The sequence below is a fragment of the Paenibacillus sp. IHBB 3054 genome (assembly GCF_051594305.1).
Classification (GTDB): domain Bacteria; phylum Bacillota; class Bacilli; order Paenibacillales; family Paenibacillaceae; genus Paenibacillus_AQ.
Genome location: NZ_JBOFBG010000029.1, coordinates 59,897 through 74,391 on the forward strand (window position 1 = coordinate 59,897; position 14,495 = coordinate 74,391).

Sequence of the window (14,495 nt, forward strand, 5' to 3'; positions counted from 1 at the left end):
AAGGACAGTTTGTTCACGAAAAACGGAGGTTACGTTATGGAGGATATCCTTAGAAGCCCATTGTCACACCGGCTAGAGGATAATCAGAAGCAGCTATCCCAATTGCTCGGGAAAAGCACCGATCTGATAATCAAAGAATTGCAGCTGGATCCATGTACGCAAATTGCAGTGATCTATATAGATGGTCTTGTAGACACGCAGGTGCTGCATAACTCTATTCTTTTTTCCCTTCAGGAAGGCTGTGCCCCGGAGCTGCTGAGGGATCTTGATGCCGGGCAGAAGTTTGAGCTTCTGCAGAAACGTATCCTAATCGCAGGAGATCTATCTGTTACTGATGATCTGAGACAATTTGTGTATCAGCTGATGTCCGGCAATGTGATGGTGCTGGTGGACGGAATACCGAGTGCCCTGCGGATTGGGCTTCCCGGGTGGGATGACCGGAATGTAAGTGAACCCAGCTCGCAATCGGTTGTGAGGGGACCGATGGAGGCGTTCACAGAGAATATGAGAACGAACACGTCATTGATCCGAAGAAAAATAAAAGACAGTCACCTGTGGCTCGAAACCTTCCAGATCGGCAAGGTGACGCAGACCAGCGTGTCCATTATGTATCTCACTAATCTCGCAAGCCCTGACCTGGTGCTGGAGGTAAAGCGCCGACTGGACCAAATAGATACAGACAGCATTCTGGAGAGCGGATATATCGAGGAATTTATTCAGGATAAGACTGCCACGCCTTTCCCGACGATCTATAACAGTGACCGGCCGGATACCATCGCGGCGGGGATTCTGGAAGGGAAAGTGGCGATTCTTGTGGACGGAACGCCGTTTGTCCTGCTGGTGCCTTGCTTTTTTGTCTCCTTTTTCCAATCTGCGGAAGATTATTATCAGCGGTCCGATATTGCCACCTTGCTGCGGTTTGTTCGCTTTCTTTCTTTTTTTATTACGATGCTTGCCCCCTCTTTTTACGTGGCGGTTACTACGTATCATCAGGAGATGATCCCTACTAGTCTGGTCATAAGCCTTGCCGCACAACGGGAGAGCGTCCCGGTTCCGGCTTTCGTAGAGGCGCTGCTTATGGAATTAACGTATGAGATTCTCCGGGAAGCGGGCGTGAGAATACCGAAGAATATAGGGCAGGCCATCTCTATCGTCGGTACGCTGGTCATTGGCCAGGCAGCCGTTGCGGCGGGTTTTATCTCATCGGCGATGGTTATTATTGTATCCATTACGGCTATTTCCAGTTTTGTCATACCGGAGTCGGGCATGGCCATTGCCGCAAGAATGATTCGTTTTGTATTTATCGTGCTGGCTGGTTTTATAGGATTGTACGGGATATTGTTTGGCGTGTTTTTGATTGTGCTGCATTTGGCAAGCCTTCGTTCATTCGGCATGCCTTATATGAGTCCACTCGCTCCATACGAATCGAAAGATCTGAAGGATTCGATCTTCCGCATTCCTTGGCCGCTTTTAAAGACAAGGCCGGCTAACTTGAAAGTACAGAATCTAAACCGTCAAGACACTTCCAAGGGGAAGGAACCGATTTATGAGCCCAATAAAAAGTAAAGTTCTTCCTCAGCTGCTGCTTGCCCTTCTCATTCCCCTGCTGCTTAGCGGTTGCTGGGAAAGAAAGGAATTAAATGAAGTAGCCTTTATACTGGGAATGGGACTGGATAAGGCGGAATCCGGCTACAGGATCACGATGCAGGTGGTTATTCCTTCTTCGATTTCTTCACAGACAGCTGGAGGAACGAGCGGCGGCGGGGTACCAGTGGTTGTATCCAGCTTCACAGTGCCCACGATCTATGAATCGGACCGGCAATACACTCTCATCAGTTCGAGAACCGCCTACAAAGGGCATATCCGCGTACTGGTGATCGGAGAGGAGCTAGCCCGGTCCGGTATCGCTGAGATACTTGATGTACTGAAGCGGAGCCGGGAGCCGCGAAATGATTACTACGTCATGGTCGCGAAAGGGACCACAGCGGAAGAAGTGCTGAAGGTTCTCACCCCGCTTGATAAAATACCGGCGAATAAATTGTTTAGTTCCCTGGACAAATCCTACAAGATATCAGCCAAAACAACTGCTGTCTCCCTTAACAAGTTCGTTGATGATCTGCTGTATGAAGGAATTAACCCGGTGTTGACCGGAGTGGAGGTGGTTGGCAATGCCAGTGAAGGCGACAAGATGAGCAATCTGGAACAGAGCGTACCTAAAGCCAGTTTGCTATACCGTAGCTTAGCTGTATTTAAGAAAGACAGGATGGTCGGGTGGTTAAGTGATAAAGAGACAATCGGCTATAATTACATCACCGATAACGTTGTCAAAACCTCAGGTAATGTAATAGGGGACGATGGCCGGCCTATTGTTATTGAAGCGATACGGACAACCACTAAACGGAAAATGAAGATGGTCGACGGCGAACCGCATATTTATATTCACGTAAAGGCGGAGGGCAATGTGCAAGAAGTTCTGAGCAAGGATAACCTGGAGGCGGAGAGTGTGATTAGACAACTGGAAAGGAAATCGGAAGAGCGGATAATCCTGCGGATGGAAACTGCCGTCAAGCAAATTATTGAGCGCTACAATGTGGATGTCATGGGCTTTGGACAGTTGATCTACCGTGCCAATCCTAAAGCTTGGGCCAGGCTGAAGCAGACAAAGGGGGACAATTATCTGAAATCGCTGCCTGTCCATTACAAAGCCACCATGTCGATTAACCGGATCGGTATTACAGACAAATCTTTTATTGACGATGTCAAGGAGTGAGCGAAATGCTGCTGCTGTTATTTCTGGCTATTGCGGCTGTCTGTATAGCCGTCGATGTGCCCTTGCTAAAGCGGGGAAGCAGGACCCGAGATTTGCTGGTCTGGGGTATGCTCTGGATCATGGGCCTTGGTGCGACTGTCTGCTTCTTGTACAGAATCAAAGTACCAAGCCCGCTCCTTCTGGTCATGCTGATCTATAGGCCCGTCAACAGCCTATTTGAATCATGGTTTTATTAAAATGCTGGCTTTTGTTTTTATTAATCCAATTAACCATGTCGGAATTGTTAAAACCTTTAGTAGATTTGGTATAATTAAGATATTTTAGGAATATGTATGCGCTTGATTAATTGACCATAGGAAAAAAGAGGACTATAATTGGTATAAAATGGTATGTTAAGGAGTGATATAGAAATTGCTGGAGCTGGATGGGATGAATGCGGATTCTTTGGTTGACATGCTCAAACTGTCATTTTCGTGGGAGAACTGGTCAGCCGTAATTGAAATTTCAGACAAATTATTTGAAATTATCGCCATCGCATATGAAACGTCTCAGTATAACACCAAGACACCTCAAAAATATCAGTTAAAAAGAAATATTGTCTACTATTTTGGGTATAGCTTATTAATGAAGGGTGTCGCTTACCAAAAGGTGGGACAATACTCAGAGTCAAGAAAGTGTATTGATCAATATAGTAAATTAAGTTGGATTAAGAACTTAGATGAAGAAGGCAAAGAGGAAGTTGAATTCTACAAAAACATGGCTAAAGCAAACGGCTATGTGATCGAATTACTTGAGGGAAATGAAGAAGTTTTGCAGGAGTATGTTGTTTTTTTGCAAAGTATAGGTAAGGAAGAATTGTTAAATGGAATGTTAACAGTCCTTGAGTCTGCAATAAGATACAACTATTCTGTTGATTGGGTAATTGATTTATTTAAAGATCAAATCGGGGAGATCGGCAGTAAGGAGAAAAGAGAAGATGTAAGAAGTTATATAGATTATAAATATTTACACGCTACATACTTGTATAAAAGGAAAAATATCGCTGATTCCATAAATTTGATTCTCGATATTTTAATACTCAGTGGTAAACTTGAAGATGGAACAGGCTTTCGGAAGTCCGTTGCATTCTACGAATTGCTCAGAAGTGAAGCTTCAGATTCGCAACATGAGATGCATCAAGAGATAATGAAAAATATCTTAGAGAGGGAGTTTTTGAACAATGAAAAAGACGATCTTGTTGCTGACAGCCGTATTAGTAATTAGTTCAGTCGTAGTTGTTACCTCTGCAAGCGCTAATAATACTCCGACGACAAATTCGTTATCCGTTAACAGCATTTCTCTCAATAATCATGGAACAGGACACTAATTTACTTTTCTTTTGATAAAGCTGTAAAATATTGTTGACCCTTAGAATATGATATCGAACGAAGACTCTACGCAATATGTAGGGTCTTCGTTCTATTACAATATGATTATAGATATGCATACAGCATTATTCCGACAACGCAGATCACAAGGTCATGATCCTATCTAACCAAAGCGGAGGATTCCCAGGAATTCTTCGCCTTCTGTTCCGGTGCAGGTTAGCAGTCTGACACTTCAACTGATATTTGTATAACATAGTTGTCCGGATTTTTTTCTGCCAAATAGTTGAGGAGGTCCACTGAGTAAGCACTCCCGGATACAGCCATTCCTTTGCTGCTTATATATTTGTTTATCATTGAGTACGTTACGGGCATTGTTTCATACGATCCTCTATGATTCATGATGACATAGCGTCCTTTGGGTTTGATGATCATCCGCTCCCCCGGAATCGGGGTCTTGAGCCTATTGGCAATATAATCTGCATAATAATCTCCCGACTCCAGGCGGTCCTTGCCTAAAATGGTCCAAATCGGGAACTCGCAATCAATAAAGTGATTCTCGCAATATTCCCGGTGTTCGCTTAATTTGTGAGCAAACTCCTTGTCACCATCGCCCTGTTGTAATTGTATGGCAATGAAATATTCCTCTTCACATTCCTCTATCGACAGCCCATCGTCTACCTTCCCCTGAGCTTGCTCCGTCATTTCAATAGCGCCTTTCAATAGGTTTTGCATCCTTTTAATTTTATTCCGCTCGACTTCCAGGACATCCAGCTTCTGTTTGAGTAGCTCCAGGAGCAATGGGGTGTTCTGATTTTGCATGAATCCCTTGATCTCCTGAAGTGAACTCCCCGCCTTTTTCAACACATTTATAATATCAAGCGTGTAAGATTGCGGAATGGAATAATAACGGTAGCCCTTTGAGTTGGTATATTCCGGTTTTAAAAGCCCGATTTCATCATAATGAAACAGGGTATGTTTGGTGACTCCGCAAGTTTTGGCAAATTCGCTGGTAGTAAGGTATTGATTGTGATTTTCCGGCATATGCAGTTCCTCCATCCGATTCTAGATGTGTTATATAAGTTGAACTTTAGATTTACCGAGCCGGCATAGAACGCAACTGCAGTGAATGTTTGGACTTCCGGGCGCTGTTGCCTCTAGGTAGTTCTTTAGTTCAAATTATATAGCTTTTAATTTTATCTTGAAAATCAGCGCTTGACTATAGGGTTACCCTATAGTTTAACGTTTGAAATGTAAAACATACTTTGTATTATTGGAGGAACAACATGTCTAAGTTCAAACGTTGGATAATTCTGGCTATCGTATCAAGCGCACTTTTGCTTATTGTGATGGATATGACCATCCTGTATACTGCATTGCCCAGCTTAACGCATGATCTCGGTGCGTCTGCGTCAGAAAAATTATGGATTCTCAATGGTTACTCTCTCGTTATGGCGGGTCTGCTTCCGGCGATGGGGACACTTGGGGACCGTTTGGGTTATAAAAAAATCTTCACCCTCGGGTTGCTCGTATTTTCTGTTGCTTCACTTACCGCAGCCTTTTCCCCCGTCCCTCTAGTATTGGTTGCAGCACGGGTTCTTCTTGCAGTTGGAGCGTCCATGATGATGCCTGCGACATTGTCCATTATCAGAGTTACCTTTACGGATGATCGTGAACGTGCACTCGCAATCGGTATTTGGGGCTCCATTTCCTCCGGCGGTGCAGGACTTGGTCCGATTGTCGGCGGGCTTTTGCTGGAACATTTCTGGTGGGGTTCCGTGTTTCTGATTAACCTGCCGATTGCGATCATTGCCTTGGCCTTAACGGTGATTTATGTTCCGCAACATGCTGGCAATAAAGATAAGAAATGGGACCTCATCGGTTCGATCCAAATCATGATCGCTATGGTGGGACTTATCTATTCAATTAAAGAATTTGCGCGGCGTGACGGGTCCATAACATTCGCTATAATGGGTGCAGTTGCCGGTGCCCTGGCACTGATCATCTTTATCCGTCGCCAGAACAACAGCAGCAGTCCGCTAATTGATCTTTCTTTATTCAAAATCACAAGATTCTCCACTGGTTTTATCACTGCCCTGGTTGGTGCATTTGCACAAATGGGGATTCAATATATTGTGACCCAGCGTCTTCAATTGGTGGAAGGTCTGACACCGCTCCAAGCAGGGTTGTTCACGATAAGCATCCCGGCTGCAGCTCTAATTGCCGGCCCGATAACGGGGGCTGTCATGCACCGTTTTGATGTTATCCGGTTGAAGAGCCTCTCTCTGCTGATTGCCAGTCTGGGGATGGCCATCTATTTAACGCAGTTTAATGCAGGTATAGCCGGGCAAATTGTTGGACTGGCTTTATTGGGTGCTGGATTGGGAGCAGGTATGACTGCAGCCTCTCATTCGATTATGAACTATGCCCCTTCACATAAAGCAGGTATGGCTGCGTCCATTGAAGAGGTTGCATATGAAATGGGGGGAGCATCGGGCATAGCTATCATCGGAAGTATGTCGGCGCTTGTGTATTCCTTGTCTATGAAAATCCCTTCGGGGCTTAAGGTGCCTGCGATTGTGAAGGACAGTCTGGACGAAGCACTGCTGGTTGCAGAGGGTTTGCCTTCTCCAGCTGCAGAAGCATTGAAAGAGGCAGGCCGTACTGCCTTTGACCACTCTTTTTTTATTATTCTTGCGGGTGTAGCTGTATTTTTGGCAGCAGCGTCGCTAATCGTCCGGTTAGCCGGAGGACGGTCCAAGGCTCATGATCTTTTAAAGCTTTAGTGCTGGGCACCAGGAGGTGAGGAGAGGGAAAGGGAGTAACGCAAAAAAGCCACTTCACGGTGTGAAGTGGCCCGAAATACCGTTCCTCTATTATTGACGCAATGTCTTTAGCGCTCCGCTCCAGGCCAGCACTTGATCAAGCATCGCGTTTACATTTGCGGTATGCAGATCAGCCGGTTTGAAGACTGTACCGTTCTCGAAGTCTGTGAACAAGGACAACAGTGGGTGTACCCGGACATCTGCTACCTGCAGTTCACCGAGAATTCCACGCAAGTGTTCAGCGGCGCGTACACCGCCTGCAGAACCATAACTTACGATACCTGCAGCTTTATTGTTCCATTCATCACGGGCAGAATCCAGTGCATTCTTGAGTGCTCCCGTAAGGCTGTGATTATATTCTTGGGCAATGAACACGAATCCGTCGAGTGTGGCAAGCTTTGCTCCCCAAGCCTGAGCGGGTGCGTAATCATCACTTTCACCAAGCAGCGGCAATTTGAAATCAGCAATGTCCACGATCTCATAGTTGGCATCTCCGCGTGCGTCTGCGATTCCTTTTACCCATTCACCTACTTGCGGACTTACCCGTCCTTGACGAGTGCTGCCGAGTATAATACCGATGTTTAACTTTGTCATTTGAATTACCTCCTGAGTGATTTCTTAGTTATAGTTTCTAATAACTTCTATGCGTTTATTATAGCATATTACTTTTTTAAAGCAAGTGGTTTTTCGAAACTATCGATTATTAAATTTGAACTGAAATTACTAGGCGTAATACAAAAAATCCGCCAAAACGGCGGATTCTGATGCTGCTTATTGATCAATCTCCATGTCTCTATAATATTCGTCTTTGAGCGTTTCCCAATGCTGTTTGTCTTCTTCGGTAATGGTTCTAAGCACTTTGCAGGGGTAACCCACAGCAATAACATTATCGGGAATATCCTTGGTGACTACGGCCCCGGAACCGATGATCACAATATCAAATGGACTCTGACGGCTATTCCCGCCGGTATTTATCCCGGTCTGCTTCCGTAATTTCGCGGATTACCCGGCAGGGATTGCCGGCTGCGAGCACACCGGAGGGAATGTCTTTGGTTACGACACTTCCGGCGCCGATGACCGTGTTGTCACCGATGGTCACACCCGGCAGGACGCTTACACCGCCGCCAATCCAGACGTTGTTTCCAACTGCAATCGGAAAGGCAACTTCCAGCCCTTGATTGCGCTGTTCCACGTCGAGTGGGTGCCCTGCAGTATAAAATCCGCAGTTGGGCGCTACGAATACATTGTCGCCGAAGGTAATCTTCGCGCCATCGAGCATTACACTGTTGTGATTGATATAGAAATTTTCTCCGATCTCAATATTATAGCCATAGTCGCAGACAAAAGGTTGTTCGATCAGGAACCGCTCTGCTGTGCTTCCCAGAAGTTTTCTGATGATTTCTTCTCTTCCTTCGGTATTTACCGGATGCAGCCGGTTGTATTCATAGCACAGTCCCTTAGCGTATAAACGTTCTTCGATCAATTCCTTGTCATAATTTGCATCGTACAATAAACCTAAATGTGATTTCTCTTTTTCTGTCATAACCATCTGATCTCCACTTCTTATCATTTTAGTGCCGTATATATGAGTCCACATTGCCCCAATTCAGAGTAGATGTCAACTTTGCGGCGGAGATAACGATTTCTATTTTATTCAAATAGGATGGAATTTACAGGTGAACTGATCTAGAATAAAAGTTGTGTACAAAACAACCGGAGCCATTAGAGCCGGATCTATGGAGAGGAGCAGTGTGAAATGAAGTATCGCAGATTGGGTGGAACAGGGCTTAAGGTCAGTGAAATCAGCTTGGGAAGCTGGCTGACTTACGGCGGTTACGTGGAACGTGAGAATGCCGTTAAAGCCATTGAAACCGCTTACGGATTGGGTGTTAATTTTTTTGATACGGCCAATGTATATGAAAAAGGAGCGGCGGAGAAAGTGCTGGGCGAAACTTTACGCGGATTTCCCCGCGAGTCCTATGTTCTGGCGACCAAGGTTTTCGGCGTTATGGGGGAGGGGCCCAATGACCGCGGATTGTCCCGCAAGCATATTACCGAGCAGTGCCATGCCAGTCTGAAACGGCTTGGGGCCGAATATGTGGACATTATGTACTGCCATCGCTATGATCCGGAAACTCCTATTGAAGAAACACTGCGGACACTGGATGATCTGGTCCGTCAGGGCAAGGTGCTCTATGTGGGTGTAAGTGAATGGACGGCAGCGCAAATGGCGGAAGCGCTCGCGGTCGCCGACCGTTACCTGCTGGATCATATCGTTGTTAACCAGCCTATTTATAATATGTTCGAACGTTATATTGAGAAAGAGATCATTCCGCTCGGCCAGCGCAAAGGAATCGGACAAGTTGTCTTTTCTCCGCTGGCCCAAGGTCTGCTGACGGGTAAATACAGCTCCGTCTCTGATATTCCTGAGGACAGCCGGGCTGCTAAGCTGGACTGGATGCGCAAAGGGATAACGGATGAGAAGATTGCCAAAGTGCGTCAGCTTGAGGGTGTTGCGGCTGAACTGGACATTTCTGTCGGCAATTTGGCGCTGGCCTGGATTCTGCGTCAGCCTAATGTGGCAAGCGCGCTGGTCGGTGCAAGCCGTCCGGAGCAGGTTGAGGAGAATGTTCTGGCCTCAGGCATAGAGCTCTCCGGGGATATTGTGAGCAAAATTGAGGAGATTCTGGGCTAAAGAGAGGAGCAGACAGAGATGAAGGTATTATTTATCGGAGGGACAGGATTAATTAGCGAGGCCGTCTCCAGACTGGCTGTTCAGCGCGGGATAGAGCTGTATCTGTTTAATCGCGGAGAGCGGGGCGAATTCGTGCCGGAAGGTGCGAAGGTGATCCAGGGAGATATCCGCAAGGGGGCGGAAGCCCGTGAAATGCTGAAGGGGTATGAATTTGATGTTGTGGTAGACTGGATCGCGTTCACTCCTGAGCAGGTACAGCTCGACATCGACCTGTTCACCGGCAAGACGAAGCAATATATCTTTATCAGCTCGGCATCGGCTTACCAGAAGCCGCAGCGGCATTATCGGATCACGGAAGAGACGCCGCTTATCAATCCATACTGGCAGTATTCACGCGATAAAATCGCCTGTGAGGAACTGCTGCTGGAAGCCCATCGCAGCAACGGCTTCCCGGTTACGATTGTCCGTCCGTCGCATACTTATGGCGTTACAGCGATTCCTGCAGCTTTGACGAGCTGGCAGCATCCCTGGTCACTGGTAGAGCGCATCCGCAAAGGCCAGCCCCTCGTGATTCATGGGGACGGAACCTCACTCTGGACGCTGACCCACAATACCGATTTTGCCAAAGGGTTTGTCGGCCTGCTAGGACATGCAGAAGCCATTGGAGAGGCTGTCCATATCACTTCTGATGAAGTGCTGAGCTGGAATCAGATTTATGCTGCCATTGGGGAGGCTGCAGGCAGAGAGCCGAAGGTTGTGCATATCTCCACGGATTTCATCGCAGCCCATACACCGGCGGGCACAGCGGATGGCCTGATCGGGGACCAGGCGGTAAGCAGTGTGTTCGACAACAGTAAAATCAAAAGGCTTGTACCGGATTACGAGGCTACGGTTCCATTCGCAGAAGGAGTGAAGCTGTCGGTGGCGTGGTTTGAGCGTCATCCTAAGCTGTGCTTGATGGACCAGGAATGGTCGAAGATGCTGGACAACCTGATCGGCAAACATGGCATTGATCCCAAGCTGCTTTCTTATTACGTCTAAACTTAAGCTCATAGGCTGCACATAAGCTCAAAAGACGGTGATTCCTAATAAGGATCACCGTCTTTTGTGGGGGATTTTGTTGCTTATACGTGCTGGTGTGAGAGCGTGGCATGAAACGGGGAATCTTGAATATACTCTCACTACCGAAATTCCCTTAAAAGGAGTCCTGGCCATGCCGACACATCCGTATGTCTCCCGTTTTTTTGTAAATTCCGATGCACGCCGTGAGAAGCTGATTTACGATCTGCCGGAATCCTGGTGGAGCCGCCCTTATGAATACGAGTGGTGTACAAACTTTATTTCGCCCCATGATGTGGTGCTGGATGCCGCTTGCGGCATTTCCCATCCGCTGAAGTTCTATCTCGCCGGATTCAGCGACGAGGTCTATGCCTGTGATCTTGATGCCCGCATCCTGTCAAGGGAAGCGATCCTCCAGAACATTGCCGATGATATCGGAGCCGAAGCGGCGCGGCAGGCGGGGGCGAGACGGACAACAAGTCTTCATCTGGCCCAGGCCGATCTCACCAAGCTGCCGTATGCCGATGAGAGCTTTGATACGATTTTTTGCATCTCGGTACTGGAGCATCTGTCGCTGGAGGATTCTGTGCGTGCGGTGCAGGAGTTCCATAGGACACTGAACGGAGAGGGCCTGCTGGTACTGACCTTTGATTATCCTACAGTCAATCTGCCGCTGATGAACGACGTGCTGCTGCAGTCCGGATTCCAGTATTGGGGGGAGACGGATTTCAATCTTCCTGAGGATGCTGTGCGTACAGATTTGTGGGGCGGGCTGAACTGTTTCAGAGCTGTGCTCAAAAAAGCGCAAATCTAGCAGGACTTTATACCCTTCTTTTAAGAATCTGCTTTCAGTATAGTAGAACAATATCTTATAAAAAGGGGCTAGAGTATTGAAAAGATTGGCAATCATTACAGTTATATTGTGCCTGCTTGTTCCCTCTTCTGCTGTATTTAGCAAAGGGGCAGCGGCGCAGGAGAACATCACACTTGCTTTTGCCGGAGATATTCTGCTGGACGGTTTTGTGGGCGAGCAGATTGCAAAATACGGGGTTCATTTTCCATTCACCAAAGTGGCGCCGGTCCTGCAGAAAGCGGATCTTGCGTTTGCGAATCTGGAGACACCGGTATCGGTTAGAGGGAAGGCGGCCGAGAAGACCTTTGCCTTCCGCTCCAAGCCGGAAACACTGGGTGGACTCAGCTATGCGGGAATTGATGGCGTGACCGTGGCTAACAATCATATCCTGGATTACGGGCAGAATGCTATGCTGGATACGTTGGTGCATCTGGACCGGCACAAGATCGGCCATACAGGTGCAGGCAACAATATTGAGGAAGCCTTCAAACCGTATATTAAGACTGTCAAAGGCAAACGGATAGCTGTGCTGGGCACAAGCCGCGTGTTAACCGGCACCTCCTGGTATGCCGGGAAAAACAATCCCGGAGCTGCTTCAGCCTACACTGCGGAGCCACTGATGGGTGCGATTAAGAAGTCGGCTAAGGACAACGATTATACCATTGTGTATATCCATTGGAACCAGGAGTTCAAGGACTATCCGGAGGACTACGCCCGGACGCTGGCCAAGCAAATGATCGACTGCGGCGCGGATATTATCCTTGGTGCGCACAGCCACAACCTGATGGGGATCGAATATTACAAGCATAAGCCGATCTACTATTCGCTGGGTAATTTTGTGTTCAACCGTTCTACGCGCGGAGGAGAGAAGACCCTGCATTCGATGCTGGTCAACTTTACAATCAGCGATAGCGGTGTAACCGGCAAAATTACACCGGTTAAGATTATCGTCGGACAGCCGAATTTTATGGGCAATGCCTATAATCAGGAGACTATCAAGCGTATGAACAAGCTGTCGTTCAATGCTGTCGTAGCGGCAGACGGTACAGTTACAGAGGATCTCTGACCTCAATAATATAAAGAGCATGTGATCGAGCCTAATGGCTAATCACATGCTCTTTTTTTGTCATATGAAGTTCAACACTATATTGAAATCAGCCCTTCACTGCCCCGGCGACAACGCCTTTAACAATATACTTCTGCAGGAAGATGAATACGACGATGGACGGCAGTACAGCCATTACCATGGCCGTCATCGCATATTGCCAGTCCGAAGTGTATTGGCCCACGAATGTATAAGCTGCCAGCGTAAGTGTCTTCGTATCCGGCGAGCCGTTGACCATAAGCAGCGGAAGCAGGAAGTCATTCCAGATCCACATGACGTCGATGATGACGATGGTCGTCGTTACCGATTTCAGCAGCGGGAAGATTACACTGAAGAACAGGCGGAAGCCGGAAGCCCCGTCGATCGTGGCGCTTTCATCGATTTCCAGCGGAATGCCTTTGACGAAGCCGTGATAGATGAATACGGCCAGCGGAGCTCCGAAGCCCCAGTACAGCAGACCCAGTCCCCAAGTGCTTTCGGACAGGTTCAGGTTCTTGGCAGTCTGCAGTACGGTCAGCATGATCGACTGGAACGGAATGAGCATCGGCATGATGCAGAGGAAGTAGATCACTCCGCTCCATCTGGATTTCGTCCGTGCAAGCTTATAAGCCGCAATGGACGAAATGAACACGATTCCCAGCAGGCCGACGCCGGTAATAATGAAATTGTTCAGGAACAATCTTGGATAATTGATGAACTCCCACACATAGGAGTAGTTGCTGAAGGTCAACTTCTTCGGCAGGGCAATAACGTCAGTCATGACCTCACTGAAGCTTTTCAGAGAGTTGATTACGGTCAGGAACAGCGGATATAAGAACAAAAGAGATAGGAGGACCAGAACAACTTCCAGAATGATCTTGCCCGCTTTGCTGTTGTTTGTTTTCATTATGCCTCAACCTCTCTTCTCTTGAAGAACGTAAGCTGGATGATCGTCACGACAAGCACAGCCAGGAAGAGGATGAGCGCTTTTGCCGTACCATATCCGTACAGATTGTTCTGGAAGGTATCCCGGTAAATATCATAAGCGATACTGTAGGTAGTTCCGCCAGGGCCGCCGCCGGTCAGCGACAGGATAACGTCGAACACCTTGATCGAGTTGGTCAGGGCCATGAATACCGAAATGGTGATAGATGGAGCGAGCAGCGGCAGAGTGATGCTGAAGAATCTTCTCAGCGGTCCGGCACCGTCCACGGTGGCTGCTTCCTTCAGGTCTTCAGGTACAGATTGCAGACCGGCAATATAGATGACGAGATAGAAGCCGACCGATTGCCATATGGAGACTCCTAAGATTGAGATGAAGGCCAGTCCCGGCGTACCTAGCCAGCTTAGGTCGAATATGCCCCAGCCTGTACTTTCTCCGAGGGAGTTGAAGCCTTGCATGAAGATGAATTTCCAGATGAAGCCGACGATAACAAGACTGAGGATATAAGGGATAAAGAAAGCCGCTCTCAGCCAGGAAGTCGTCTTCAGCTTCATGTCCAGAAGCACGGCCAGCAGGATGGCCAGCACGTTAACAAGTATGATGTAGAGCACCGCATATTTGATGGTGAACCACGCCGAATCGGAGAAGTTGGTATCTCCTGTGAAGATCTGCTTGAAATTATCCAGTCCGACGAATTTGGGATGTTTGGATATCCCGTTCCATTTGGTCATCGAATAACGGATGGTCATGGCAAAAGGAATGTAGAATGCTACAGCGATACAGATCAGAACAGGAAGCGTGAAAATTCCGAATTCTATTTTCTCACGCCATTTTCTGCCGAGTGTTTTTAACATGGAAGCACCTCTTCTTGTATTTATAGGGTGGGAGTAATGTGCCTGGCT

15 protein-coding genes are annotated in these 14,495 nt (G+C 47.5%); 9 read left to right on the top strand and 6 right to left on the bottom strand.

The features are described from left to right. The first annotated feature begins 36 nt into the window (after positions 1-36). The 4 genes from ACQ76X_RS25040 (at position 37) to ACQ76X_RS25055 (ending at position 4,033) form a co-directional block, all read left to right on the top strand. A complete protein-coding gene (locus tag ACQ76X_RS25040) occupies positions 37-1,566 on the top strand; it encodes a spore germination protein (RefSeq protein WP_438496443.1) in 1,530 nt (509 codons plus the stop codon). Beyond that, positions 1,547-2,770, top strand: a complete 1,224-nt coding sequence (locus ACQ76X_RS25045) for a Ger(x)C family spore germination protein (RefSeq protein ID WP_438496445.1) — start codon at positions 1,547-1,549, stop codon at positions 2,768-2,770. Before ACQ76X_RS25040 ends, ACQ76X_RS25045 begins: the two co-directional genes overlap by 20 nt. A 5-nt stretch (positions 2,771-2,775) precedes the next feature. After that, entirely contained in the window at positions 2,776-3,006 is a 231-nt protein-coding gene (locus tag ACQ76X_RS25050) for a hypothetical protein (RefSeq protein WP_438496447.1), read from the top strand. Positions 3,007-3,181: 175 nt separating this feature from the next. Further along, positions 3,182-4,033 (top strand): DNA-binding protein, encoded by an 852-nt coding sequence (locus tag ACQ76X_RS25055; RefSeq protein ID WP_438496449.1) that lies wholly within the window; start codon positions 3,182-3,184, stop codon positions 4,031-4,033. Between the two features lie 320 nt (positions 4,034-4,353). Here ACQ76X_RS25055 and ACQ76X_RS25060 read toward each other — a convergent pair whose 3' ends face one another. After that, positions 4,354-5,193, bottom strand: a complete 840-nt coding sequence (locus ACQ76X_RS25060) for a MerR family transcriptional regulator (RefSeq protein WP_438496450.1) — start codon at positions 5,191-5,193, stop codon at positions 4,354-4,356. Between the two features lie 227 nt (positions 5,194-5,420). Between ACQ76X_RS25060 and ACQ76X_RS25065 the strand changes: the two genes are divergently transcribed. Beyond that, positions 5,421-6,920, top strand: a complete 1,500-nt coding sequence (locus tag ACQ76X_RS25065; RefSeq protein WP_438496452.1) for an MFS transporter — start codon at positions 5,421-5,423, stop codon at positions 6,918-6,920. Between the two features lie 90 nt (positions 6,921-7,010). Here ACQ76X_RS25065 and ACQ76X_RS25070 read toward each other — a convergent pair whose 3' ends face one another. The 3 genes from ACQ76X_RS25070 to ACQ76X_RS25080 form a co-directional block, all read right to left on the bottom strand. Further along, positions 7,011-7,553 carry an NADPH-dependent FMN reductase gene (locus ACQ76X_RS25070; protein WP_076113308.1) on the bottom strand — a complete coding sequence of 181 codons (543 nt, stop codon included), beginning with the start codon at positions 7,551-7,553 and terminating at the stop codon, positions 7,011-7,013. Positions 7,554-7,730: 177 nt separating this feature from the next. After that, a complete protein-coding gene (locus ACQ76X_RS25075) occupies positions 7,731-7,892 on the bottom strand; it encodes a hypothetical protein (protein WP_438496454.1) in 162 nt (53 codons plus the stop codon). A 22-nt stretch (positions 7,893-7,914) separates the two neighbouring features. Next, positions 7,915-8,502 carry a sugar O-acetyltransferase gene (locus ACQ76X_RS25080; protein WP_438496455.1) on the bottom strand — a complete coding sequence of 196 codons (588 nt, stop codon included), beginning with the start codon at positions 8,500-8,502 and terminating at the stop codon, positions 7,915-7,917. A gap of 213 nt (positions 8,503-8,715) precedes the next feature. Here ACQ76X_RS25080 and ACQ76X_RS25085 point away from each other — a divergent pair, with 213 nt between their 5' ends. The 4 genes from ACQ76X_RS25085 to ACQ76X_RS25100 all read left to right on the top strand — a co-directional run bounded on the left by ACQ76X_RS25085 (position 8,716) and on the right by ACQ76X_RS25100 (position 12,632). Continuing rightward, positions 8,716-9,654 (top strand): aldo/keto reductase family protein, encoded by a 939-nt coding sequence (locus tag ACQ76X_RS25085; protein WP_438496457.1) that lies wholly within the window; start codon positions 8,716-8,718, stop codon positions 9,652-9,654. 18 nt (positions 9,655-9,672) lie between these two features. Further along, entirely contained in the window at positions 9,673-10,695 is a 1,023-nt protein-coding gene (locus ACQ76X_RS25090; RefSeq protein WP_438496458.1) for an SDR family oxidoreductase, read from the top strand. A gap of 172 nt (positions 10,696-10,867) precedes the next feature. Beyond that, positions 10,868-11,527, top strand: a complete 660-nt coding sequence (locus tag ACQ76X_RS25095; protein WP_076114285.1) for a class I SAM-dependent methyltransferase — start codon at positions 10,868-10,870, stop codon at positions 11,525-11,527. A gap of 76 nt (positions 11,528-11,603) precedes the next feature. Beyond that, a complete protein-coding gene (locus tag ACQ76X_RS25100; protein WP_438496460.1) occupies positions 11,604-12,632 on the top strand; it encodes a CapA family protein in 1,029 nt (342 codons plus the stop codon). Positions 12,633-12,720: 88 nt separating this feature from the next. Here the strand turns inward: ACQ76X_RS25100 and ACQ76X_RS25105 are convergent, their stop codons facing one another. Both ACQ76X_RS25105 and ACQ76X_RS25110 read right to left on the bottom strand, forming a co-directional pair. Further along, entirely contained in the window at positions 12,721-13,557 is an 837-nt protein-coding gene (locus ACQ76X_RS25105) for a carbohydrate ABC transporter permease (RefSeq protein ID WP_038588763.1), read from the bottom strand. Continuing rightward, a complete protein-coding gene (locus ACQ76X_RS25110) occupies positions 13,557-14,447 on the bottom strand; it encodes a carbohydrate ABC transporter permease (protein WP_342439198.1) in 891 nt (296 codons plus the stop codon). Before ACQ76X_RS25110 ends, ACQ76X_RS25105 begins: the two co-directional genes overlap by 1 nt. Positions 14,448-14,495: the final 48 nt, after the last annotated feature.

Excerpts from the sequence above, each read along its gene's own strand:
- ACQ76X_RS25040 (WP_438496443.1), top strand. The coding sequence starts at position 37 with ATGGAGGATATCCTTAGAAGCCCATTGTCACACCGGCTAGAGGATAAT.
- ACQ76X_RS25045 (WP_438496445.1), top strand. The coding sequence starts at position 1,547 with ATGAGCCCAATAAAAAGTAAAGTTCTTCCTCAGCTGCTGCTTGCCCTT.
- ACQ76X_RS25050 (WP_438496447.1), top strand. The coding sequence starts at position 2,776 with ATGCTGCTGCTGTTATTTCTGGCTATTGCGGCTGTCTGTATAGCCGTC.
- ACQ76X_RS25060 (WP_438496450.1), bottom strand. The coding sequence starts at position 5,193 with ATGGAGGAACTGCATATGCCGGAAAATCACAATCAATACCTTACTACC.
- ACQ76X_RS25065 (WP_438496452.1), top strand. The coding sequence starts at position 5,421 with ATGTCTAAGTTCAAACGTTGGATAATTCTGGCTATCGTATCAAGCGCA.
- ACQ76X_RS25070 (WP_076113308.1), bottom strand. The coding sequence starts at position 7,553 with ATGACAAAGTTAAACATCGGTATTATACTCGGCAGCACTCGTCAAGGA.
- ACQ76X_RS25080 (WP_438496455.1), bottom strand. The coding sequence starts at position 8,502 with ATGACAGAAAAAGAGAAATCACATTTAGGTTTATTGTACGATGCAAAT.
- ACQ76X_RS25085 (WP_438496457.1), top strand. The coding sequence starts at position 8,716 with ATGAAGTATCGCAGATTGGGTGGAACAGGGCTTAAGGTCAGTGAAATC.
- ACQ76X_RS25090 (WP_438496458.1), top strand. The coding sequence starts at position 9,673 with ATGAAGGTATTATTTATCGGAGGGACAGGATTAATTAGCGAGGCCGTC.
- ACQ76X_RS25095 (WP_076114285.1), top strand. The coding sequence starts at position 10,868 with ATGCCGACACATCCGTATGTCTCCCGTTTTTTTGTAAATTCCGATGCA.
- ACQ76X_RS25105 (WP_038588763.1), bottom strand. The coding sequence starts at position 13,557 with ATGAAAACAAACAACAGCAAAGCGGGCAAGATCATTCTGGAAGTTGTT.
- ACQ76X_RS25110 (WP_342439198.1), bottom strand. The coding sequence starts at position 14,447 with ATGTTAAAAACACTCGGCAGAAAATGGCGTGAGAAAATAGAATTCGGA.